At 64.9% G+C, this 22,371-nt stretch carries 26 protein-coding genes and 1 pseudogene; 13 read left to right on the forward strand and 14 right to left on the reverse strand.

Annotation, left to right across the window (positions count from 1 at the left end):
• Positions 1-8: 8 nt before the first annotated feature.
• Entirely contained in the window at positions 9-137 is a 129-nt protein-coding gene (locus AC0L2F_RS27230) for a hypothetical protein (RefSeq protein ID WP_007600646.1), read from the forward strand.
• A gap of 27 nt (positions 138-164) precedes the next feature.
• Here AC0L2F_RS27230 and AC0L2F_RS27235 read toward each other — a convergent pair whose 3' ends face one another.
• On the reverse strand, positions 165-1,577 hold the full coding sequence (locus tag AC0L2F_RS27235) for an FAD-dependent oxidoreductase (RefSeq protein ID WP_473250525.1): 1,413 nt from the start codon (positions 1,575-1,577) through the stop codon (positions 165-167).
• A gap of 289 nt (positions 1,578-1,866) precedes the next feature.
• Between AC0L2F_RS27235 and AC0L2F_RS27240 the strand changes: the two genes are divergently transcribed.
• From AC0L2F_RS27240 to AC0L2F_RS27250, 3 genes are all read left to right on the forward strand, one after another.
• Complete coding sequence (locus tag AC0L2F_RS27240; RefSeq protein WP_473250526.1) at positions 1,867-2,046, forward strand: hypothetical protein; 180 nt, start codon at positions 1,867-1,869, stop codon at positions 2,044-2,046.
• A gap of 176 nt (positions 2,047-2,222) precedes the next feature.
• Positions 2,223-2,456 carry a hypothetical protein gene (locus tag AC0L2F_RS27245; RefSeq protein WP_473250527.1) on the forward strand — a complete coding sequence of 78 codons (234 nt, stop codon included), beginning with the start codon at positions 2,223-2,225 and terminating at the stop codon, positions 2,454-2,456.
• 105 nt (positions 2,457-2,561) lie between these two features.
• Positions 2,562-2,858 (forward strand): hypothetical protein, encoded by a 297-nt coding sequence (locus AC0L2F_RS27250; protein ID WP_473250528.1) that lies wholly within the window; start codon positions 2,562-2,564, stop codon positions 2,856-2,858.
• Between the two features lie 69 nt (positions 2,859-2,927).
• Here AC0L2F_RS27250 and AC0L2F_RS27255 read toward each other — a convergent pair whose 3' ends face one another.
• The 5 genes from AC0L2F_RS27255 to AC0L2F_RS27275 all read right to left on the reverse strand — a co-directional run bounded on the left by AC0L2F_RS27255 (position 2,928) and on the right by AC0L2F_RS27275 (position 5,784).
• Positions 2,928-3,218, reverse strand: coding sequence for a hypothetical protein (locus AC0L2F_RS27255; protein WP_473250529.1), 291 nt, complete (start codon positions 3,216-3,218; stop codon positions 2,928-2,930).
• 152 nt (positions 3,219-3,370) lie between these two features.
• The gene (locus AC0L2F_RS27260; RefSeq protein ID WP_473250530.1) at positions 3,371-3,862 is read right to left on the reverse strand and encodes an Hsp20/alpha crystallin family protein; all 492 of its coding nucleotides are present in this window, start codon (positions 3,860-3,862) and stop codon (positions 3,371-3,373) included.
• A 148-nt stretch (positions 3,863-4,010) separates the two neighbouring features.
• Complete coding sequence (gene rpoH, locus AC0L2F_RS27265) at positions 4,011-4,904, reverse strand: RNA polymerase sigma factor RpoH (protein WP_473250531.1); 894 nt, start codon at positions 4,902-4,904, stop codon at positions 4,011-4,013.
• A gap of 25 nt (positions 4,905-4,929) precedes the next feature.
• The gene (locus AC0L2F_RS27270; RefSeq protein WP_473250532.1) at positions 4,930-5,112 is read right to left on the reverse strand and encodes a hypothetical protein; all 183 of its coding nucleotides are present in this window, start codon (positions 5,110-5,112) and stop codon (positions 4,930-4,932) included.
• A 120-nt stretch (positions 5,113-5,232) separates the two neighbouring features.
• Positions 5,233-5,784, reverse strand: a complete 552-nt coding sequence (locus AC0L2F_RS27275) for a TetR/AcrR family transcriptional regulator (RefSeq protein ID WP_473250533.1) — start codon at positions 5,782-5,784, stop codon at positions 5,233-5,235.
• A 115-nt stretch (positions 5,785-5,899) separates the two neighbouring features.
• On the opposite strand from AC0L2F_RS27275, the gene AC0L2F_RS27280 reads away from it, so the two are divergent.
• Both AC0L2F_RS27280 and AC0L2F_RS27285 read left to right on the forward strand, forming a co-directional pair.
• On the forward strand, positions 5,900-6,757 hold the full coding sequence (locus tag AC0L2F_RS27280; RefSeq protein WP_473250534.1) for an oxidoreductase: 858 nt from the start codon (positions 5,900-5,902) through the stop codon (positions 6,755-6,757).
• A 58-nt stretch (positions 6,758-6,815) separates the two neighbouring features.
• A pseudogene (locus AC0L2F_RS27285) lies at positions 6,816-7,821 on the forward strand (NADP-dependent oxidoreductase).
• Positions 7,822-7,849: 28 nt separating this feature from the next.
• Here AC0L2F_RS27285 and AC0L2F_RS27290 read toward each other — a convergent pair.
• The 4 genes from AC0L2F_RS27290 to AC0L2F_RS27305 form a co-directional block, all read right to left on the reverse strand.
• Positions 7,850-8,647: an adenylate/guanylate cyclase domain-containing protein gene (locus AC0L2F_RS27290; RefSeq protein WP_473250535.1), complete on the reverse strand. Its 798-nt coding sequence runs from the start codon at positions 8,645-8,647 to the stop codon at positions 7,850-7,852.
• A gap of 164 nt (positions 8,648-8,811) precedes the next feature.
• On the reverse strand, positions 8,812-9,996 hold the full coding sequence (locus AC0L2F_RS27295; protein WP_473250536.1) for an adenylate/guanylate cyclase domain-containing protein: 1,185 nt from the start codon (positions 9,994-9,996) through the stop codon (positions 8,812-8,814).
• 143 nt (positions 9,997-10,139) lie between these two features.
• Positions 10,140-10,724, reverse strand: coding sequence for a HutD/Ves family protein (locus tag AC0L2F_RS27300; RefSeq protein WP_473250537.1), 585 nt, complete (start codon positions 10,722-10,724; stop codon positions 10,140-10,142).
• Between the two features lie 103 nt (positions 10,725-10,827).
• Complete coding sequence (locus AC0L2F_RS27305) at positions 10,828-12,921, reverse strand: adenylate/guanylate cyclase domain-containing protein (protein ID WP_473250538.1); 2,094 nt, start codon at positions 12,919-12,921, stop codon at positions 10,828-10,830.
• Between the two features lie 314 nt (positions 12,922-13,235).
• On the opposite strand from AC0L2F_RS27305, the gene AC0L2F_RS27310 reads away from it, so the two are divergent.
• Genes AC0L2F_RS27310 through AC0L2F_RS27325 form a run of 4 tightly spaced genes read left to right on the forward strand, consistent with a single transcriptional unit; the run spans position 13,236 to position 15,780 of the window.
• Positions 13,236-13,541, forward strand: a complete 306-nt coding sequence (locus AC0L2F_RS27310) for a BufA1 family periplasmic bufferin-type metallophore (protein ID WP_007600627.1) — start codon at positions 13,236-13,238, stop codon at positions 13,539-13,541.
• A gap of 46 nt (positions 13,542-13,587) precedes the next feature.
• The gene (bufB, locus tag AC0L2F_RS27315) at positions 13,588-14,502 is read left to right on the forward strand and encodes an MNIO family bufferin maturase (protein ID WP_473250539.1); all 915 of its coding nucleotides are present in this window, start codon (positions 13,588-13,590) and stop codon (positions 14,500-14,502) included.
• On the forward strand, positions 14,492-15,271 hold the full coding sequence (locus AC0L2F_RS27320) for an HvfC/BufC N-terminal domain-containing protein (protein ID WP_473250540.1): 780 nt from the start codon (positions 14,492-14,494) through the stop codon (positions 15,269-15,271). The genes bufB and AC0L2F_RS27320 overlap by 11 nt, the downstream gene beginning before the upstream one ends.
• On the forward strand, positions 15,271-15,780 hold the full coding sequence (locus tag AC0L2F_RS27325; RefSeq protein WP_063993753.1) for a DoxX family protein: 510 nt from the start codon (positions 15,271-15,273) through the stop codon (positions 15,778-15,780). The genes AC0L2F_RS27320 and AC0L2F_RS27325 overlap by 1 nt, the downstream gene beginning before the upstream one ends.
• A 15-nt stretch (positions 15,781-15,795) precedes the next feature.
• Here the strand turns inward: AC0L2F_RS27325 and AC0L2F_RS27330 are convergent, their stop codons facing one another.
• From AC0L2F_RS27330 to AC0L2F_RS27340, 3 genes are read right to left on the reverse strand one after another with little or no spacing between them, the layout of a single operon-like run.
• A complete protein-coding gene (locus AC0L2F_RS27330) occupies positions 15,796-16,644 on the reverse strand; it encodes an SDR family NAD(P)-dependent oxidoreductase (protein ID WP_473250541.1) in 849 nt (282 codons plus the stop codon).
• Positions 16,645-16,653: 9 nt separating this feature from the next.
• The gene (locus tag AC0L2F_RS27335) at positions 16,654-17,205 is read right to left on the reverse strand and encodes a carboxymuconolactone decarboxylase family protein (protein ID WP_473250542.1); all 552 of its coding nucleotides are present in this window, start codon (positions 17,203-17,205) and stop codon (positions 16,654-16,656) included.
• The gene (locus AC0L2F_RS27340; RefSeq protein ID WP_473250543.1) at positions 17,183-17,884 is read right to left on the reverse strand and encodes a TetR/AcrR family transcriptional regulator; all 702 of its coding nucleotides are present in this window, start codon (positions 17,882-17,884) and stop codon (positions 17,183-17,185) included. Before AC0L2F_RS27340 ends, AC0L2F_RS27335 begins: the two co-directional genes overlap by 23 nt.
• Positions 17,885-18,001: 117 nt before the next feature.
• On the opposite strand from AC0L2F_RS27340, the gene AC0L2F_RS27345 reads away from it, so the two are divergent.
• From AC0L2F_RS27345 to AC0L2F_RS27355, 3 genes are all read left to right on the forward strand, one after another.
• Positions 18,002-18,991 carry a Bug family tripartite tricarboxylate transporter substrate binding protein gene (locus AC0L2F_RS27345; RefSeq protein ID WP_473250544.1) on the forward strand — a complete coding sequence of 330 codons (990 nt, stop codon included), beginning with the start codon at positions 18,002-18,004 and terminating at the stop codon, positions 18,989-18,991.
• Positions 18,992-19,031: 40 nt separating this feature from the next.
• The gene (locus AC0L2F_RS27350) at positions 19,032-19,568 is read left to right on the forward strand and encodes a VOC family protein (RefSeq protein WP_473250545.1); all 537 of its coding nucleotides are present in this window, start codon (positions 19,032-19,034) and stop codon (positions 19,566-19,568) included.
• A 110-nt stretch (positions 19,569-19,678) separates the two neighbouring features.
• Positions 19,679-20,494 (forward strand): class I SAM-dependent methyltransferase, encoded by an 816-nt coding sequence (locus AC0L2F_RS27355; RefSeq protein WP_473250546.1) that lies wholly within the window; start codon positions 19,679-19,681, stop codon positions 20,492-20,494.
• Positions 20,495-20,516: 22 nt separating this feature from the next.
• On the opposite strand, the gene AC0L2F_RS27360 is transcribed toward AC0L2F_RS27355, so the two are convergent.
• Positions 20,517-22,073 carry a L,D-transpeptidase family protein gene (locus AC0L2F_RS27360; protein ID WP_473250547.1) on the reverse strand — a complete coding sequence of 519 codons (1,557 nt, stop codon included), beginning with the start codon at positions 22,071-22,073 and terminating at the stop codon, positions 20,517-20,519.
• Between the last annotated feature and the right edge of the window lie 298 nt (positions 22,074-22,371).

Below are 22,371 nucleotides of genomic sequence, written 5' to 3' on the forward strand. Positions count from 1 at the left end.
AGCCATCCATGACCAGTGAAAAAGGCCCGAACATCAAGAAGAAGCAGAAGTGCAAGAACTGCGAGGGCAAAGGCCTGCTCAAGAAGGGCGACAAGGTGGTGAAGTGCCAGCGCTGCAAGGGCACGGGCGTGCGGTGATGATGAGGTGATGACCGCCCCGCCACGCTAATTCGCGCGGACGCCGCCGGCAAAGTGCTTCTCGACGATGTATTTCGAATGCACGACGATCGGCTCGACCAGTTCGAAGTCGGTGGCGCCGCCGACGTAGAACGTGCGGTCTTCGCCCTGCATGCGGGCGAGGTCGGCGTAGATGCCGGTCTTGATCTGGTCCGGCGTAAAGTGCTGGAAGTAGGTGAACTCGTCGAACGTGTGCCAGCGCGGCTGGCTGGTGTCGATCGTGCCGCCGAGCAGTTTGGTCAGGCGCTTGACCTCCGCGATGACCTCGTCGCCGGTCTGCTTGTCCCTGGGGCGCGTGTAGAACTGGGTGAACATGTTGCCGCTGTCCTGGAACTGCCGCGCGACCGCCCATGGCGTGCCCTGTTCGGTGAGCGGCAGCACCGGCGCGACCGGCGCATCCATCTTCATGTCGATCCAGAACGTCGTCATGCAGTACGGATTGAACGTGATCTCGCGATTCACGTTCTGCTCCGCGGCATTGGCAGCAAGGCCGAGCTGCGCGAACACATCCTTCGTCAGCGGACAGGCGAGCACCAGATAATCAGAGAGCTTGCTGTCCTTGACGATCTTGAGGTCGTTCAGATCCTGCTCGGGATACTCCATGTCGATCCGGACACCGGCCGCCGAGCGCTCGATCCTGGTGATGTTGACGTTGAGGCGGACGTTGAGGCGCCAGGACACCCGCTCCCACAGCCGCTGAAACCCGTCGGTGAAGCGCCGCGGCCAGCTCCCGATGATCCAGTTGACCGGGCCGTGGCCGAACACCATCGGAAAGAACGTCCGGACGGACATGTAGCGTAGCGCATAGGGCGTCGCGATGTCGTCGAGCTGGCCGTAGCCCATGATCGTGATCGGAAACTGGAACAGGGTGGCGAGCGGCATCAGATCCTGTTTTGCAAGCCAGGACTTGAAGTCGACGCAAAGCTCGGGGCGCTCGTGGATCTTGTCGAGATAGTCAGGCGCGTCGATGACGCCGCTCAGCTGCCAGCGGACATAGAGATATCGAACCGCCGCCCAGAGGAAGGTCCACAACGAGATCGTGGACTTGGTGTAGGGGTCGTAGAGCACGGCCTCCATGAGCGATCGGTACTTGAAGCTGTTGCCGTCAGGCGCGATATCGATCGAAGTATAGGGCTCCTCGGCATAGGTGGTGGCGCCGACCTCCTCCGCGATCTCCAGCGTCTCCTGGTAGGCCCAGGTGACGTAATTGGCACCGAGGTCATAGCTCATGCCGTCGACGGTGAGACTCTTGCAGAGTCCGCCGATCTGGCCGAGTTTCTCCAGCACCGTGACGTTGTGAAACCCGTTCTTCGACAGGAACCATGCGATCGACAGGCCCGCCGGGCCCGCGCCGATGATTGCAATGGTCGCGTTGCAGTCGACTGCGTCGATGCGGGTCATGAGGTTTCCAGGGTGAAGCGCGGATGTCGGGCGATGCCGGGACGATGACGCCGTGACGCGACGGCATCGTTCAACTTGAGATCGATCCTGAGCTAAGATGCATACTGAAGGTTTTCCGGCGTTAACGCAAGCTGTGGTTGTGATCAATTTCGCCGTCCCGCAAGCGGGCCATCTCGGGGATGCGCAGGCTCGCGACTGACGTGCACTGCATCCGACATCCTCGATTGGCACTTCCTGCGGCAAGGCGCGTTGCTGTCTTTTCCGGATGCGAGACACAATGAGGCGCGCCATGACAAGGGATCCCGGACTGAAGCCCGACGATTTTCCCATCGAAGCCGACAAGGACAAGCTCAGGACCCACAAGGGCGAGCCGGTCGCCTCGGCCGAGTCGGACACGATCGCGGACCAGATCGCCGAACGGCTGAACGAGCATGCCCACCGGGAAGAGCAGGATCGTTGGTCGGCCTAGGCGCTTCGCCTTGCCGCCACCCATCCGGAAACAGCAACGCCGATAGGAACGGCTTTGGGCCATTGCGTATTAGGCCGCGCCGGGTCCTTGCGATGCCGGCAATGGCGGCCTCGGCTCGAAGCCCCGCCCCCGGGCCACAGGCCGGGGCCGCCTGACGGAGGACTGCGCGAAAGACCATGGAGGCGCCCACACCAGGGATGCAAAACCCGCTTCGACAGGCGCGGCTCTACGGCTACCTGATCGAACGCGAGGGCGCGCTGTTTCATCCCGGCGGCAGCCACCCGCTGTGCAGCGCGGGCATGACGCGACGCATGATCGAGGCGGGCTGGCTGGTGAAAGCCGGCGACCGCTACGAGTTGACGCCGCAAGCGCAGGAACGGTTCGCTCCGCACGGGGTGAATTCGGGATGACTTAATGGTCGCGCTCGCGGGATTTCCGCTCCCGCGCAGGAACAGGTGCGTGCCGAGATCTTTGCCTCGGCACGGCATGTGACGACGTCAAGCAAAGGAGCGGACATGAAAAAGCTGGTTCTCGCGGGGCTGGTCGCGGCTCTCGCATTTCCCCCTGCCGCATTCGCGCAAGGCGGCGCGGGTGCGTCCAGGACCGGGTCGAGCATCGACTCCTCTGGCACCGGCGGCGCGACGGGAGCGGGGGCCTCCAGCCTCAACACGTCATCGGACAACAATGGCGGCGGCGCGAACGCACCGGCCAAATCGTCGACGACGCGGCCGGGCGACAACGACACCAGGCAAACGCAAGGAGGCCAGCAGGCCATGCCGGGTTCCGGCTCCACGGGAGCGAACCGCAAATAGCCGCGCCGCGAACGATCGACCGATTGCCCTCACGCGAAAGGCCCGGACCATGGTCCGGGCCTTGTCTCGTCACCACCAGGGATCCCAATAGGGCGGCGGAGCATAGGCGTAAGGCACATAATAGGCCCGCCGCACGACGCGCGGTCCATAATAGCCGTAGGGCGGGCCATAGTAGCGCGGGCCATAATAGGAATCGGCCGCGAGCCCAGCCGCGAGCGCACCGGCAACAAGACCGAAGCCGATACCGGGGCCGCCCCAATGGCCGTGCCAGCCGCCGCGCCAACCATGGGCTTCCGCCGGCGAGGCCGCCGCCACGAACAGGGCCGAGATCATCGTCAGGACTAAAGCAAGTTTCTTCATGTGCGACTCCCAGAACTTGGAAACCGACCGCAAAACGCCAGACCGGAATTGAAGTTTCCGAGCGTTCCGGAAAATTTTGCAGCAAACGGACCGACGCGAATGCGGCCGCGGCAGGACGCGGGCGAGAGCGCTGGCTCCCGCCCGCTTCACGCTTACTTGCCGTTGATCGCGATGCGCTTCACCTTCTGTTGTGCGGCCGGTGACTTCGGCAGGGTGACGGTGAGAACGCCGTTGTTGAAGGAAGCGGCGACCTTGTCCTGGTCGACGTCATCGACCGGGATGCGTCGCTCGAAACGGCCATAGTAACGCTCGCTGAAGAGACGCTCCTTGTCTTCGGTTTCGCTCTTCTTCTCGCCACTGATCGTCAGCACGCCGTTTGCAAGCTCGACGTTGACGTCCTTCTGTTCGAGCCCGGGAAGCTCGGCGACAACCTTGACCTCCTTGTCGCTCTCGTCGAGTTCGACGTTCGGCCAGCCCATTGCGGTCGAGGAGCCGAACGGACTGAGATCAAAGCTGCGGAAGGCGTCGTCGAACAGCCGGTTCATCTCCCGGTGAAGCGCAAGCAGCGGGTTGCCGGCGTCGCCGCGCTGAACGGCCATATTGCGTGAGCTGTTGTTCCACGGAATCAGATCGCGTAGTGCCATTGTCGTTTCTCCTTATCTCCTGTCTTGATGGTCGATTGGCGCAGGTCGGCGCGCAGCGAGGGCCACGCACCGGCGCTGCAAAGCCCGGACGATCAGCTCGTCAGGTACCTGCTTGTGCTCGATGTTTCGGTCGGGGTTGCCAAAAGAATTAGGAGGCGGCGATTTGGTTTCGAGAGGCGGCTGACAAGCGTCCCCCGATGGCAGCCCGAACCTTTTCGAACGCGCGCATTTCGATCTGCCGCACCCGCTCGCGTGAAACGCCATACCGTGCCGCGAGCTGCTCGAGTCTCAGCGGCGGCTCGGAGAGCCAGCGCGCCTCGAGAATGTCGCGCTCGCGCGGCTTGAGGACGGCCAGCGCGCCGGCAAGGGCTTCACGCCTCCGTCTGGTTTCTTCCTGCTCGGCGTATTCGGCTTCTGGACTGGACGCGGGGTCGACGAGCCAGTCCTGGACTTCGCCGCCGTCGGCGTCGCGCACCAAAGTATTGAGCGACAGGTCGCCGCCGAGGCGCCGGTTCATCTCGATCACGTCGTTCTCCTGCACGCCGAGCCGCCGCGCAATCTCGCTGGCGTGCTCGGGGCGGAGATCACCATCCTCGAGGGCGGAGATTTCCGCCTTGGTCCTGCGAAGCTTGAAGAACAGCTTCTTCTGCGCCCCGCTATTGGCAATCTTGACCAGCGACCAGGACCGCAGGATGTATTCCTGGATCGACGCCTTGATCCACCACATCGCGTAGGTCGCAAGCCGAAAGCCGCGCTCCGGCTCGAAGCGCTTGACGGCGTGCATCAGGCCGACGTTTCCTTCGGAAATGATGTCCGCAACCGGCAGGCCGTAGCCGCGATATCCCATCGCAATCCTGGCAACGAGCCGCAGATGGCTTGTGACGAGATGATAGGCTGCCTCGCGGTCGCCGTGCTCGCGCCATCGCTTGGCGTAGGCCATTTCCTGGTCGGGCCGCAGCATCGGAAACTTGCGAATTTCCGCCAGGTAATGTGTCAATCCGCCCTCGGGCGACAGCATCGGAACAGTTGCAGTGCTTCCCATTGCCCACCTCTTCGAGTCTGTCTGCTTACGCTCCAAAATCGACATGACAAAAAATGGTTTCGGCCGACGATGTTGCGACCGGTGGGGCCGGCGCGTGAGTTTGCGGCGGCTCCGGCCGCGTCACGAGATAGAGCTCGCCCGCCACCAACAGGAGAGCAGCGACGGCCAGGGCCAACATGCCGAGCACCAGATCGCTGTCATCATCCATGCGCGTTCGAAAGTATGTCGATGTCGAAGATCGGCAGCCATTGCCATTGGCTGTCCGCGACATCGAACGTCGTCACCGGAATTTTGTTCCGGACTTTTGGCGTCCCGCCGAGACGCGTCCTCACCCCGCCAGCGAATTCCTCGTCGCGCGAAGAATATCGTCCGACAGCTTGGGATCGTCCACGGCGCGGGCGAGCACGAGGGCTCCCACCATGGCGGCGGCCGCCGCAAGCGCCTTGTCCTCGCGCTGGCGTGGCTTCAGCGTGGAAGCCATCCGGCTGCTCAGCAAGCCGATGACGCCGCGTACGCCGGCGGTGAAGCGCGCCCTCAGGCCGCTGCCTTGACGTGACACCTCACAGGCGAGCGCAGCGAAGGGGCATCCGCTAGCGGGATCGTCGCGATGCCCCGGCGAGAGATACTGCGAAACATAGTCCTCGAGCGCGAACACCTCGGGCAATTCCTCCCCTTTGGCCTTGATCGCATAGGCCACGGCTTCCTCGACCAGCCGCTCCTTGGAGCCAAACTGGCTGTACAGGCTGCCGTGCGTCATCCCGGCCGCCTCGGCGAGTGCGTCGACACCGACGCCGGCGATGCCGCGCTCCCGCAGCAGGCGCGAGGCGGTCTCGAGAATATGCTCGCGATTTTTGGCGGCCTGTTCCTTTGAGACGCGCATGAGACCGATCCTTGGAGGCGGGGCTTGACTTTTATAATTACGATCGTCATGTATATCAATAGTTACGATCGTGATCAAACTATTTTCAGCCCGGTGGCGGCGTCGGAGAGGCATTATGAACAGGATTACACCGAAGATCGCGCTGGTGACCGGCGCCTCCTCAGGCATCGGCCAGGCCACGGCGGAGCGGCTCGCCAACACCGGCTACAAGGTGTTCGGCACCAGCAGGCGGGGCGCACAGGCGGGCAAGCAGGCCCTCGAGATGCTGGCCCTTGACGTCACCAGCGACGCATCGGTGGAAGCCGCCGTCGGCGAGTTGATCCGGCGCGAGGGCCGCATCGATCTGCTCGTCAACAACGCCGGCTTCGGCGTTGCCCCTGCCGGTGCGGAAGAGAGCTCGATGGAGCAGGCGCGCGCGATTTTCGAGACGAACTTCTTCGGACTGATCCGGATGACGCGCGCCGTGGTGCCGCACATGCGGCGCAATGGAAGCGGCCGCATCATCAACATCGGCTCGGTGCTCGGCTTTCTGCCGATGCCTTACGGCGCGCTCTATGCCGCGACCAAGCACGCGGTGGCAGGCTATTCGGAATCGCTCGACCATGAATTGCGCACGCGGGGCATCCGGGTCTCCGTGGTCGAGCCCGCCTACACCAAGACGCCGTTCGACGCGAACTTCATGGAGCCCGACGCCACGCTCGAGGAATATCGCGAGGCGCGCGCCGGCGTGACCAGGCGCGTGAACGAGGTGATGGCGACGGCCGAACAGCCCGGCGTGGTGGCCGAGACCGTGCTGAAGGCCGCGAGCGCGGCGCGCCCGCAACTCAAATACGCGGCCGGCAGCCTTGCGAAGCGCCTGCGATTGCTACGCCGGTTTGCGCCCGCAGCCCTGGTGGATGCCGGGATCCGAAAGGATTTGCGACTCGATGCGATGGCAGCGCCGCAGCCCGTCCGCACCGCGCGGGCTTTCTGAGGGCGTGCGACCGGCCGCAAGCTTGCCGTTGCGAAGAACCTTCGGACCGAGAGGAAAAATGAAAGCACTCGTCTTCAAGCGCTACGGCAAGCCGGACCAGATCGCGTTGGCCGATATCCCGCGGCCGACGCCCAAACCGAACGAAATTCTGGTCCAGGTTCACGCCGCGGGCTTGAAACCCGATCGACAACATGATTCCGAAAGGAACGTTCAAGCCGATCCTCAAGTTTCAGCTGCCGGCCACGCTCGGCAGCGATCTCGCGGGCATCGTCGTCGAGGTCGGAAGCCGCGTGACCCGCTTCAAGCCGGGCGACGCCGTCTTCGCCAGCATCTTCGACCTCGGCACCGGCGCTCTCGCCGAATTCGCGACCGTGCCGGAGGATGCCGCCGCGCTCAAGCCGCCGAATCTGGACTTCGTGCACGCGGCCTCGATCCCGATGGTCGGCCTGACATCGTGGCAAGCGCTGAGGGAACGCATACGTCTCAACCCCGGTGAAAAGGTGTTCATTCCCGCGGGCGCCGGCGGGATCGGCACGTTCGCAATCCAGCTCGCGAAATATGTCGGAGCAAAAGTGGGGACGACGACCAGCACTGGAAACATCGACCTGGTGCGCAGCCTCGGGGCTGACGAGGTGATCGACTACAAAACCCAACAATTCGAGGCGGTGCTGCGGGACTACGACGCGGTGCTGGGTACGCTCAGGGGCGACGCGCTCGAGACATCGCTTCGGATCCTGAAACCGGGGAGCAGGATTGCTTCGCCCATCGGGCCGCCGGACGCCGCGTTCGCGCGCGCCCGGGGCATGAATGTCTTCATGGTGCTGCTGTTCGGATTGCTGAGCCGCAAGATCATTCGCCACGCCGGCAAAATCGGCGCGGACTATTCGTTCATGTTCGTGCACCCGGACGGCAGGCAACTCGCCGAGATCGGCGAGCTTCTCAAGGCGGAGTGCATCCGGCCGGTGATCGACAAGGTCTTCCCGTTCGAACAGGCGAAAGAGGCGCTGGCCTATCTCGAAAAGGGACGAGCCAAGGGCAAGGTCGTCGTCCGGATGATGGAGTGACGACGACGCGGGCCAACGCGCAACCGCCTCAGCCCTCCACCCGCCACAGCCGCCATCGCTCCGGTACGCCCTTGAGCCGGTGCATGCCGTGATCTTTCAGGCTGATCGCCGACTGCGTCGTCATCAGTTCCTTCACCGCGCTCGACACCAGCACTTCGCCGGCGCGCGCCTTTGCGGCGACCCGGGTGCCGATGTGGAAGGCGAGGCCGACCGCCTCGGTGCCGCTCACGGTGTATTCGCCGGCATGCAGGCCGACCCTGATCTCGAGGCCGAGCGTACGCACGGCCTTCTGGATCGCGGTCGCGCAATTGATGCCGGCAGCCGGCGTCTTGAACGTCGCCAGCACGCCGTCGCCCGTGGTCGTGACTTCCTTGCCGCGCGAGCTCTTCAGCTCCTTGCGGACCGCCGCGTAATAATGACCCATGATCTTGGTCCAGCGGGCATCGCCGAGCTTTGCGGCTTTTGCGGTGGAGCCGACGATATCGACGATCAGGATCGTGGCGAGCGCTCGCTTGAGCTCGGTGTTGCCCGCGGCCGTTCGGCGCCGGAGCACGATCGCGCCGACGAGCGGTTCATAACGATGATTGCGGCGCCGCGCAATCGCGGCCTTGGCGTAATCCTGGGCACGCTGCGCGCTGCCGCAGCGAATTGTCTTCTCCTGCGGCAGACGGGTCCAGTAGACCTTTCGTCCGTCACCCGCGCCCTGGACCTCCACGGCGCCCCATTTCAGGAGGATCGCCGTGCCGACGCGCCGGACGCACCACGCCTTCGACGTGTAACCCGATACGTTCGACTGATGGAGTCCGATGCGGAGGAATTTTGGCATGAACGTGCGGCCGATCGATGACACGCTTGGATGAAACGCTCGGTGGATGAAAGGCTCGGTGGATGAAAGGCTTGGGCGGCTTCGCCCGAGCGTAGTCACACAATCCTGCGTTGGCAACAGGACTTGAGGCTCGCCCGCGGCTTAGCCGGGGGCATCCGTCATCTTCAAAACGCAAAGAGTTCGATCGGATCGCTGAAGCCGCGCACCTCATATTTTCCGACATGCTCCAGCTCGAACTCTCGCTCGACCAGCTCGGCAAAGTCGCGTGACAGCAACACTTTCTTTCCCAATTGCTTGGTCAGAGCTTCGAGCCGCGAGGCCATGTTCACGGCGGGACCGATCACGGTGAAGTCGAGCCGGGTGGATGATCCGATATTGCCGTACATGACGTCGCCGACATGGACGCCGATGCCGTAGTTCAGCGGCGCGCGGCCGGTGCCGTCGTTGCGCGCGTTCAACGCAACCATGGCCTGCCGGGCTTCGGTCACGGCATGCAGCAGGTTTGCGCAGGCCTCGGGCTCGCTCAGCGGGAAGATGGCGAGCAGGCCATCCCCGATGAATTTCAGGATCTCGCCGCCATGACGCGCGATCGGCTCCGACATCGCGTCGAAATAATCGTTGAGCAGATCGATGACGTCATCGCGCGGCCAATTGTCGGAAATCCTGGTGAAGTCGCGCAGATCGCAGATCATGATCGCGGCGCGCACCGTCGTGCCGGTGCCGCGCCGCGTGGCGCCGGCGAGGATGAGCTCGCCGGCGTGGGAGCCGACATAGGTCTCGAGCAGCGTCCGCGCCAGCCGGTTCTTGATGCGGATCTCGCTGACCAGCGCCAGCACCGGCAACAGGTTCTTGAGGGCAGCGACGTGGGCGTCGTCGAAACCGCCGGGCCGGTTGGTCGCGAAGGTGACGAGATGGCGCTTGCCGAGCGTATGATAGAGCGGCCAGGCCACATAGTCGGTGAGGCCCTGCGCGCGCATCTCGCGATAGAGCGTGTGCTTGCGGCCGAGCGCGGGGTCTTGCTCCAGATTTTCGCGCAACTCGGTCGCGCCGTCGAACATTTCGCTGGCGGGACTGCCGATGAATTCGGACCGCTCGCGGACGTCATGGTCGACCCGTGCAATCTCCGCCTCGCGCATGCCGTCGGACCACATGAAACGGGCGCCCAGCCATTGCGGGTGCTGGATCAGCACGTGAAGCGTCGACCGCGCCAGCGGAATGCCGGCCTGCTGAAGCCGGATGCACATCTCCGCAAAGATATTGTCGATGAAGCGCTCGTCGCGCGTTCCGTTGATCAGCCAATCGACGACTCCGTCGGACAGCGTGGCGGATTTCTTGTCTGGCGCGGTCATATCTGCCCGTTCATATCGTGGCCACCCACATCGTGCTTTGGGCGGCGGTCTGCATCAGGGCAGATATCGTGCTCCGGCGCGACGGCGTCAACCTAGCCAGTTGCACGGATTGTACGCAGTGCTCTGATGGGCGGGAACGCTGTTCAGCCGACGACCTGGATAGAGCCCAGCACGGCCAGTCCCGAGACGAGCGCAAGCGTCGACGTCCCGGTCAGCTCGACCTTCAAGGTGTTTTCGTGCGAAATCGAAAAATCCGTGCCGTCGAGACGGATGCCGCAGTCGCCGCGCGCCGCGTAGATGAGATGCGTGCCGGCGGACAATCGCCGCTCAACGGGCTCCCCGAGCGCTTCGAGCTCAAGCGCGACCGCACCGCGCCGGCCCATCAAATTCACGACTTCGACTGGCCCTTCCTCGAGCCTGGTCACGATCTCGAGCTCGCCGGTGAAGCGCACCGTGGTGAACGGCTCGCGCTCGTCGAACTCCTGCGTGGGCGACTTCAGCACCAGCCCCCGCCCGCCGACCACCATCTGCAAACGGTCGATGCCGGGCATATGGGAAAACGGCCCGGGGGCCACGATCGGCGTAGCCGCGAAGCGCCACAGCAGGCTGTCCCAATCCTTCACTAAGGAACCAGCGCGATGGGCGTCCGCAATATCGGTGAAGATGCCGCCGCCGTTCTTCCAGGGCGAGCGGGCGTAGTCTTCGGATTTCAGCAGTGTGATTTTCATGTCTCGAGGTAGTCCGGGAGCGCAAGAGGGCGGGTGCCAGTTGCATATCATGCAGACGGGATCGTCGCCAGCTCTCGTCCGTCAGCACGCCAATCCTTCGCGACTACTTCGTCGTCAGTGCCGCGACCGGCCGCCACGCAACATCAGGCGCGCTCTCAACCAACTGCCGGCAGCGATCGCGCATCAGTTCAGCCGGACGATCCCGGCCGCGCATGTTCAGCACGGCTTCAAAATCAGCAAGTGCAGCCGCAAACCGGCGCGCGCGATAGTTCGCGAGGCCCTGTTCATAGCGAACGATCCAATCGAGCGTCTCGTCGCCGCCGCCCTCCCCGACGAGTCCGACCAACTCGTAGACCGCAAACCCCTCCTCGCGTCCATACACGGCGATGCTGTCGATCTCGCGCGTGATGATGGCGCTGCGTGCGAGACGTTCGGTCGCTTCGCCAATGAGGATTTGCGTGCCGTAGGATTTGTTGGCGCCCTCGAGGCGGCTCGCGACGTTCACGGCATCGCCGATCACGGTATAATTCAGGCGCAGTTCGGAGCCGATATTGCCGACCAGCATGCGGCCGGAGTTGATCCCGATCCGGATCTGGAGCGGCTGACCGAGATCGTCGGCAAGGCCCGACGCCGCGATGGCCCTGCAACAGCCGAGCGCCGCGCGGCAGCAGCGTAGCGCGTGGTCGGCCTGCGGCTGCGGCGCGCCCCAGAACGCCATGACGGCGTCGCCGATGAATTTGTCGATGGTGCCGCCATTGGCGACGACGGCCTCGGAGGCGAGGTCAAGATAGCGCGACAACAGCGGCACGACACGATCGCCCAGCCGCTCGGACAGCCCGGTGAAGCCGGCGATGTCGACGAACATCACGCTGAGCTCCTGCATGCTGCCACCTGGCCTTGCCTCGACGCCCTGGCGCAACAGCGAGCGGACCAGATCGGCCGGGATGAATTTGCGAAACGCCGACAGGCCGGCCGCCATCTCGGCGATCGCGCCCGACAGGCTCGCGATCTCCTTGAGCCGCGACGGATGGCGGCGGACCTGCTCCAGCGCGAACGCTTCGACATGGCGGAGCTCGCCGACGACGCGCGACAGCGGTGCGGCGATGACGGAACGCGCCAGCATCGCCGAGGCCAGCGCTGCGAGCACGGCGCCGATGGCAAGGCCGAGGATCAGGCGGCGCAGCGTCGTCTCGACCGGACCGAGGAACTCGGCCTCGGGGATCACGGTCGCCAGCGACCAGCCGGGAAACGGCAGCGGCGTCAGCGCCACTTCGTAAGCCCCGCCAGCCGATGTCAGCCGACTTCGCCAGGCTTCCTTGCGGCCATCTTCGCCCGCCTTCACGAGTGCCATCCGCGCCAGCGGTAGCAGCGTCGTATCGCCCTTCGCGGCGTGCAGCTCGTCGGCATCCTTGTCGGGCGCCGCGATCAGCTCGCCACTGCCGTCGATGATGAAGGCCGTTCCGGTGCGCCCGACCTCGAGCTGCGACAGGAAGCGCGCGAGCCTGGTGTACTCGATGACGATGGCGAGGACGCCCTGCCGCTCCTGGTAGACGTCGATCGGACCGGCAAAGGCAATCGACGGCCGCTCGCCGGTCGGATGGTCCATGACCTTGAACCACTCCGGCTCCCCGGCCGCCAGCCCGGTCTTGAACCAGGCGCGATCCGCGACGCGAAAATCGGTCGGCTCGAAACGGCGATTTGCGAATTCGATGTCGCCGGGCACCACATCGTACTCGTCGATGCGGCGCTGGCCGGCATGATCGGTCAACGAGATCTCCATCATCTCCAGGCGGCGGTCGCCGAGCTTGTGCGCGGCGAAGAAGGACCCGTCGGGCCAGCCGAAGGCGACCCAGGAGATCGTCGCCTGCGATTGCAGTTGCGACAGGAACACGAATTCGCGCTTGTCAGCGTCGCGGGTGTCGAGCACGTTCTGCAGGAACAGGGTGCGGATCGCGGTGTGGGCGGCACGCGCCTCGTCCACGATCGCGGCAACCTCCTTGCGAACGGCGGCCACGATCTGCTCGTTGATGGTCGATGCGAGCTGCCGGCTCGCCGCCTCCGCCGTGCGCCACCACAGGAGGCTGGAGAGAGCCGCGGTCAAAAGGATCGCGGTCAGGACCAGCGCCGAGACGGCGAGCCGAATGCTGACCGTCAGCTTCGCGATCTCGCGCAGGTGCCGTCCGGGATTGACATTCATCGCTGTTTCCGTTCTCCGGCAAAGCGGCGACTGGCCACCTCCTGTTACCGCTCTACGCGGCACGCGTGCATTCGTTACCTGTGGCAGGCACCGCGTGCCGCCGCCAATGCTCTCCGGCTAAGGTCTCGATAGAGACTAGGCATTGGATTGACCGACCCGTCACCGCTAATCCGATCCAAGCGCACACCCGTGCGCCGATCTGACGGCCTCACGAACTCGTGACCTGCTCGATCAGTAACGCGAGCCGAGTGCGAGACGAACCGGACAATGCGCTCTTCGCTTGCCAAGCGATGCCATCTCGAAAGGAGAATTCGATGTCTGCCAAACTTGCCGTGACCACGCTTGTTCTCGCCGGCGCCATGTCGACCGCACTCGCGACCCTGGCCACTGCTGCTCCGCTGACCAAGGCCGAGGGCGATGCGGCCGTCGCGGCCAAGAAGGAAAAATGCTTCGGCGTCGCACTGAAGGGCCAGAACGATTGCGCGGCCGGACCGGGCACGACCTGCCAGGGCACCTCGACCGCCGACTTCCAGGGCAATGCCTGGAAATTCGTCCAGGGCGGCACCTGCACCAGCATCGAGCTGCCGGGCGGCAAGAAGGGCTCGCTCAAGCCGGTCTGACGCGCGGCCTCGCGACCGCGACAACAGGGAAGAGCGGAGAGAAACCATGACGACGGCCATCGCGCCTGACATGTCTGCGGTGCCCCTCCGCTATTCCGCCCCCATCAGCGGCGTCGCCGGGACCAGCTTCAAGCCGGAACACCTTCAGGCGATCCTGGGCGCGAAACGGCAACGCGGCTTCTTCGAGGTCCACGCCGAGAACTACATGGGCGCAGGCGGACCGCCGCATCGCGCGCTGGAAGCGATCCGCCGCGACCATCCGCTGTCGCTGCACGGCGTGTGCATGTCGATCGGCGGACCGCAGCCGCTCGACAAGGCGCATCTGGCCCGCTTTCGTGGACTGGTGGCGCGTTACCAGCCCGCGCTGGTATCCGAGCATCTCGCCTGGTCGACGCATGAGACCAGCTTCTTCAACGATCTGTTGCCGCTGCCTTACACCGCAGCCACGCTCCGAAACGTCTGCGATCACATCGATCAGGTGCAGGACGCGATCCGCCGCCCGCTGCTGCTGGAAAACCCGTCGACCTATGTCGCCTTCCGCGAATCGTCGATGAGTGAGACGGATTTCATCCGCGCCGTTGCCGAACGGACCGGTTGCGGGCTGCTGCTCGATATCAACAATGTATTCGTATCCGCGACCAATCACGGATTCTCAGCACTCGACTACCTCGCGGACTTTCCGCTGGCGCGCGTCGGGGAGATCCATCTCGCCGGCCATGCCGAGCAGGCCGACGACGAAGGCGATCTGCTGCTGATCGACAGCCATGACGGCCCGGTCGCGGACGCCGTGTGGAAGCTGTACGAGATCGTGGTCCAGCGCCGCGGCGGCGTGCCGACGCTGATCGAGTGGGACAGCAAGATCCCGGATTGGCCGGTCCTGCGGGCGGAAGCGGCCGCTGCCCAGGCGATCCTCGATCGTTGCCGCACGGTCGGGTTGACGGGAGATCGTCATGCCGCCTGAGCCTGGCGTTTGCTTTGCCGCAGCCTTTGCACCGGCGCTGCTCGACCCGGTGCGCCCTGCGCCTGAGATCGTGGCTGGTCCGAACGGCAAGGCACCCGGCAAGCGCTACGACGTCTACCGCAATAACGTCACGGTCAGCCTGATCGACGCGCTCGCCGCGATCTATCCGGCGGTGCAGCGCATCACCGGCATCGACTTCTTCCGCGCCATGGCGCGCTTCCATGTTCGCCAGACGCCGCCGATCTCACCGCTGCTGTTCGAGTATGGCCGCGACTTCCCGGCCTTCATCGCGCAATATGAACATGCGCAGATGATGCCATGGCTCGCGGATGTCGCCCGCATCGAGCGGGCCTGGCTCGATGCCTATCACGCCTCCGACGCCGCACCGCTGTCGCCGGCGCAGCTTGCAGCGATTGCGCCGGAGCGGCTCGGCGACCTCGTCCTCATACCGCACCCGGCGGCGGGAATCGTGCGGTCGCAATTCGCGGCGGTGACGATATTCGCAGCCAATCGCGATACGTCGCCGGTCGGGCGCATCGACGCTGCGACACCGGAAGATGCGTTGGTCACGCGCGCCGAATTCGATGTCGTGGTCCGGCATCTGCCGCCCGGCGGAGCCGCATTCGCGAACAGCCTGATGTCGGGTCGGCCGCTCGGCGAAGCCGCTGCACGCGCGCTGGACACGGCGGCCGACTTCGACATCGCTTCGAACATCACCGGCCTGATCGAGGCGGGCGCCTTCACCTCAATCGCTTTCGGAGACGTCTGATGATCACGGACCAACGCGTGCAGGCGGGTGGCGGCTTCCCCGCACTCGGGCTCCTCGTCGACAAGGCCAATCATCTGGTGCAGACCATCGCCTCGCCGTCGGTCGTTCAGCTCGTGCTCCGCGTCGCGCTGGCGGTGCCGTTCTGGCGTTCCGGCATGCTCAAATGGGCAGGCTTCCTCAGGCTCAACGACACCGCGGTGACGTTGTTCAGCGACGAGTTCATGCTGCATCTGCCGGGCGGGCCCTATCACTATCCGGCGCCGACCGTGATGGCGTTCCTCTCCGGATGCGGAGAGATCATGTTTCCGATCCTTCTCCTGCTCGGCTTCGGCACGCGGTTTGCGGCGCTCGGACTGCTGTTCATGACCGCCATCGTCGAGCTGACCGTGCCTGACGGCTGGCCGATCCACATCACCTGGGCGGCGATGGCGCTCGCCATCATGGCCTACGGGCCGGGACGCGTCTCGCTGGACCACCTGATCTGCCAAGCGCGCGCCCCCCGGCCATAGGCGCGAGGCGCCCTCTCACATCCCGCTCAGCCCGCTATCGACCGCGAGCGTCTGCGCGGTGACGTAGACGCTCTCGTCCGAGAGGAAGAACAGCACGGCATAGGCGATCTCCCAGGCGGTGGCCTGGCGGCCGAACGGGATTTGGCCCTTGCCGCGCGAGGGGCGGCCGGCGCCGGCCTCGCGGCCGTTCGGCGTGTCGACCAGGCCGGGATAGACCAGATTGGCGCGGATGCCGCGGCGCGATCCGAGATGGGCGATGTTGCGCATGAGGCCGCCGAGCGCGGCTTTCGAGGAATCATACACCGCCATCTGCGAGCCGGCCTTCAGCGCGGCGATGGAGGAGATGAAGACGATGGCGCCGCCGTTGTCGAATTTCGGCAGGCCTGCGCGGCAGCACAGCATCGGGCCGCGAACGTTGACGTCGTAGATCGCATTCCACTCCTCGGGGCTGACGGCATCGAGCCCGACTTTGCCGAAGGTGCCGATGTTGAGGACCATGCCGTCGAGCCCGCCCATGGCGCGATGTGCTTCCTCGATCATGCGCTGGACGTCGGATTCAGAGGTGACATCGGCCGTGATGGCAAAGCCCTCGCCGCCTTCGTCGGTGATGTGCTTGACGGTCTGCTGTGCGGAAGTGTGGTTGAGATCGGCGACCGCGACCTTGGCGCCCTCGCGGGCGCAGAGAATGCTCATGGCGCGGCCGTTGCCGATCGGATCGGTGGCGGCGTCGAACACGCGCTGGCCACCGCCGACGATCAGGATCCGGCGGCCCTGGAGGCGTCCCCTGCCCGGCGCTTCGCCCAGCGATTCCGCACTCGGCGGGCGGACATAGCGGTCCGGCCTGGTCTCGGAATTTTCAGACATGCGAGCCGCCTATTTCTTGCCGCCGTCATAGACCTTCATGCCGGCTGCCGGATCAAGATCGGTCTCGGTCGCCTCGGTGACACGCGCCATCATCATGTAGAAGCCGAGCGCGACGATGGATTCGACGATCTCCTGGTCGCTGAAATGCTCGCGCATGGCGGCGAAGATCGCCTCGGGAACGCGAACGTTCTCGACCACTTCGCGGCCGAATTTCAGCAGCGCGCGCTCGGCTTCGCTCAGGCCGGCGGCATCGTAGTCGGCGCGCTCGACCGCATCGATCTGTGCTTGCGTGCAGCCTACGCCGAGCGCGATCGGCACGTGCTGGCGCCACTCATAGGCGCCGCCTTCGAGCTGGGCGGCCTGGAGGATCAGGAGCTCGCGATTGACCGCACTGAGCTTCTGCTTGTGCAGAATCGAATTGCCGAGCCGCATCGCCGGAATCATGTTGGCCTCGGCATGCGCCATCATGCGGAAAATATTCAGCTTGACCGGCATGCGGTCGAACGAGGCGCGGATGTCGCCGCTGGTCGTCTCCGGATCAATCAGGGGCAGCCTTGCCACGATTCTCTCCCTTGGCTTTTCGTTTCTTGTTGTCCTGCGTCCCGCCATCCGCTGCGATCAGCGACAGGAAGAAGGCGAGATAGCGGTCGATCGCCTCGATCACCTTCGACCGCGGCGACGGTGCCGCGCCCATCACGTAATGCTCGAGACGGATGTAGATCAGCCCGGCCGCGAACAGTCGCGCGATCTCGCGCGGGTCCGGCGTCGAGACCAGGCCGGCGAGCGCGAAGCCGCGGAAATAATCCGTCATCATGCTCTGCTCGCGCGCGTAAAAATGATCGGCAAATTTGGCGCGGATGCCGGGCACGCGGTTGCGCTCGGCGGTGATGACTTTCTGAAACTGGTGCTCGCGCGGATCTGACCATTGCTCGACGAGATCCAATGCAAACTGCCGGCAGAACGCGGCGGGCTGGCGCGCGAGCTGCCTGTAGCGCGGCTCTTCCAGCCGGCTCGCCGAGCTGGCCGGTCCGTGCTCGCTGACGATCGCCTCGAGGATCGCGGCCTTGCCGGCGAAGTGATTGTAGAGGCTGCTCTCGCGGATGCCGACGCGACGCGCGAGCTCGCGCATCGAGGCGCCGCCATAGCCGCTCTGCGCGAACAGATCGAGCGCCTCGGCGAGGATGCGCTCGCGGGTCGTGGGCGCAGCCGCTTCCGCCGCGCTGGTGGTGTGGACAGCCATGCGGCTTGACTAACGAACGATCGTTCGCTAGTCAACCGTCGGCACGATCGCTCGTTCGGTCTTGCGCTTCAACTCCGCTCTCAAAAGAAGCGGAGAGCAATCTGGGGAGACTGGGTCATGGCGCGCTTCGTCCATTTTCGTCTGCTGCGCGCCGCAACATTGTCATTGGTCGTAACGTCCTCGGCAATGCTGCCCGCGCGCGCCGAGGATCCGGCCGCCTATCCCACCCACAAGATCAGGATGCTGCTGCCTTATGCGGCCGGTGGCGGCGGCGACGTGATCGGACGACTGCTCGGCGACAGGATGGGCAAGACGCTCGGACAGAGCGTCTATATCGAGAACCACACCGGGGCTGCCGGCACGCTCGGCACGCAGATGGTCGCGGCGTCGGCGAACGACGGCTACACCATCACCGTCGGCGGCATGACCACGCATGTGCTGGCGCCGGCGATCTATCCGAAACTGCCCTACGATTCGATCAAGGACTTCACCACGATCGGGCGCATCGGCACGTCCTCGATCATGCTGGTGGCGACCAAGGATTTTGCGGCCAACGACATCAAGGGCCTGATCGCGCTGGCCAAAAAGGGCGAGCCGATCCAGTACGGAAGCTGGGGCGTGGGCTCGACCGGACAATTCTGCGCGGAAATCCTGATGCAGCAGACCGGAATCAAGATGGACCACGTGCCGTTCAACGGCATCGCCAAACTGGCCGGCGATCTGCTCGGCGGCCACATCTCGCTGGCGACGCTCGACATGGCGACCGCGACGCCGCTGGTGAAGGACGGCTCGATCAAGGCGCTGGCTGCCTGCGGCGAGCGCTCGCCGAGCCTGCCGGATGTCGCCAGCTACAAGGAACAGGGCGTGCCGTTCGACCGCAGCCTGTCCTGGGCGATGTATGCGCCTGCGGGCCTTGCCGAACCGATCGCAAGAAAGCTGTCGGCGGCACTGAAGGACGCGCTCGCCGATGCCGAGGTGAAGGAGAAGCTGCTCGGGCTCGGCATCACGCCCCAATTCGTGGCGGGCGACGAGCAGCGTGACATCAACGCTCGCGACATCGCGGCCTGGAAGCAGGTTGCCAAGGACGCGGGCATTGAAGTGAAGTAAATCGAGGTCGTGTGAACAAGGTAACAAGGAGAGCGCCGGCATGAGCCGCATCTTCGGCGCGGTGCGTCAGAACGGGTATGTGGTGCGGGACATCCACGCCGCGATGAAGCACTGCATCGAGGTGATGGGCGTCGGCCCCTGGTACTACATGGACCGCGTCAAGACCGACTGGTTTCGCCATCGCGGCGAAAACTCCGCCGTCGAAATGAGCATCGCGCTGGCCAATTCCGGCGATCTCCAGATCGAACTGATCCAGCAGCGCAATGACGCGCCTTCGCTGTACAGGGAATTCCTCGAGTCCGGCCACGAAGGCCTCCAGCACATGTCCTACTGGAGCCACGACTACCAGGCCCTCTACGACAGGGCGCTCGGGCTCGGCTACAGGATCGGCCATGAGGGCCAGATCGGCGGGGACAGAGGGCGCTTTGCCTATTTCGACACCCAGGCCCATCCAGGCACCGTGATCGAGATCTCCGACATCAGCGGGACCAAGGGGCCGTTCTTCGAGAAGGTCCGGCAGACGGCTTTGAGCTGGGACGGCACGCGGCCGATCCGCGAGGTCGGCGTGAGCCGATGACGCCGGAGGTCGGCAAGGGGATGCAGGACCGACCGGGTTCACCGGGCTGCTGGCGCGGTAGAAATCCATGGTAACGTGAGCCTCGTGTCCGAACCTTCAGCGAGGCAAGCATGTCCAACACTGACAAGGTTTTCGCCGGCTCGATCCCGAAACTCTACGACGAATATCTGGTCCCGCTGATCTTCGCCGTTTACGCCGACGACATCGCAAGACGTGTCGCGGCCCGCTCTCCCTCCGTGCTGCTCGAGATCGCGGCAGGCACCGGCGCGGTGACGCGCGCGGTGGCGGCGGCGCTGCCGCCCGGCGTCCGTTATGTCGCAACCGACCTCAACGAGCCGATGCTCGCCGTCGCGGCGCAGCGTCAGGCAGACGACGATCGCATCTCGTGGCGCCAGGCCGACGGATCAGCCCTGCCCTTCGACGATACCGAATTCGACGTGGTCTGCTGCCAGTTCGGCGCCATGTTCTTTCCGGACCGCGTCAAGGCTTACGGGGAAGTGAAGCGCGTCCTCAACGGCAATGGCGCGTTCGTGTTCAACGTCTGGGACCGCATCGAGGACAATGTGCTGACGCACGAAGCCACGATCGCGCTTGAAAAGCTGTTTCCCGACGACCCGCCCCGTTTCATGGCGCGGACGCCGCACGGCTATCACGACAAGGCGGTCATCAGAGCCGACCTCGAACGCGCAGGCTTCCGTGACATATCGATCGAAACGCGAGCTGAGATAAGCCGCGCGCCATCGCCCGAGCACGTCGCGATCGCGCTCTGCCAGGGCACGCCGCTGCGCAGCGAGATCGAGGCACGCGATGCCAGCAAGCTTCAGGCTGCGACCGACATCGTTGCCGAGGCGATCCGAGCGCGCCATGGGTCCGGACCGATCGAAGGCAAGATCCAGGCTATCGTGATCGAGGCGCGGCGGTCGTGACGGGCTTCGATCTGCCCGCCTCCTACCAGAAGCCCCGCTGCATCGGCTGTGCCGGCTGATAATATTGATACTGGCCGCGCCGGCGCGGATTGACGGGCTGCGGGTTCGGATCGCGCTGGAAGAAGAAGCCGAAACCGTTGCCGCCATTGTCCCAGCCGTCGTCGCTCGCCATCGCCATCGGAGGCGCGGTCGGCTTGCGCGTGATGAAACCGCCCTGGGGCTGGTTGCTCAGCACCGCGACGAACTCGGTGCGGTAGTTGGTCTCGCTGCTCAGCGGCTCGTCCGAGATGATGATCGAGGACCGCGGCAACGCAGTCGGCGCGATGCGATCGAGCACCTCCTGCGGGATGGTGATGCGGTCGAGCGCGTCCTTGGCATTGTCGCCGTCTTCGATCGTGACCACGCTCCAGCGCAAGCCGGCGTCGTTCTTCGCCATCGCCGTGAAGATATGCGTGCCGAGCGGCAGGTCCGGATTGCGGATGGTGACGGGGACCTCGATGCTGGTGTCGAACACCTCGCCGCCGCCGTCCGGTGCCGGCTTGTGCGTGTTCCGCCGCACATAGAGCTTCTGCGTCGCACGGCTGATGTAGACCGAGACCGGCTCGAGCGCGAGCTTTGCGTCGGTCGCGGCCTTCACGGCGTCGGCCTTCCTGGCCGCTGCCGCCTTGGCCGCCTCTTTCGTGGCCGCGACCGCATCGCGCTTCGGTTGTGCGGCAATCTTGGCAGCATCGAGCTGCGTCGTCGCGTCGGCGGCCCTGGTGGCGGCCTTCTGCTTCAGCTCCTCGGCCTTGGCGCGGGCCTGATCGGTCTTGGCGGCCGCAAGCTGCTTGTCGGCGAAGGCGAGCTCGGCATCAGCGCGGGTCTTCTGCTGTTCCAGCTTGCGCAGCGAGGCCGGCAGCGATGCCGCCTCTTTCGCGGCCAAAGTCGCGGCCTTCTTCGCCTCGTCGGCCGCCCTTGTGGCCTCCTCGGCCTCGCCGGAGAGCCTGCCGATTTGGCCCGGCGCCGCCGCAATGGCGTCCCGCTTCGGCATGAACAGTGCGGGATGAACGATGTCCATCGGAGCCGCGTCGTTCGGCGAGATGATCACCCGCATCCCGATGTTGGTCTTGTCGAACAGGCCCTCCGCGAAGCCGAACGGCATTCGCACGCAGCCATGCGAAGCGGCATAGCCCGGCAGCGGCCCGCCATGCAGCGCGATGCCGTTCCAGGTGATGCGCTGCATGTTCGGCATCCAGGCGTCGTCATACATGGTCGAGTGGTGGTCCTTGTCCTTCTCGACGATGGCGAAGACGCCGGCGGGCGTCTCGCGCCCCGTCGTGCCGGTGGACACCGGCGCGCGAAAAATCCAGCCCTCGGCGTCGTAGAAGGTGACCTGCTGGCTCTTGATCGAGACGATCGCCATGATCGGTTCGCCGGCCTCGCGCGGCGCCACCGCCTCGGTTGGCTGACGCGCCTGCTTGGCGGCATTGGCCGGGCCGACAGCCGCAAAGGCGAGCATCGCCGCCAGGGTCACAATTCCGGGAGGCCCCCAACGCCGCATCGCCACGGTGGATTGCGCCGTTGTCATCAGGTTTCTCATGCCATCCTCGGTCGAAATGCCAGTCCGCCGGTCATTGATCAGATTGCGATGTTTGAATTAAGAAATTGCAGCCGCCTTACGTTCCGTCTGTGGCGACATTCGGCACGTTCCGACGATAAATCTCATATACGACGGTTGACGCAGGCGGAAGGGCGGCGCGCGGCCGAAGCTGGCGGTCTATCGCTGCGACAGAATGACCGGGGGTCGGTGACACGGCTCCCAGCGCCCGGCGTCGGACGGCGAAGCCACGTTGAACGGACGATGAACGCCCATCGCCTTCCGATCGCACGGATTCACG

It is taken from the genome of Bradyrhizobium sp. Ken64 (genome assembly GCF_055807555.1).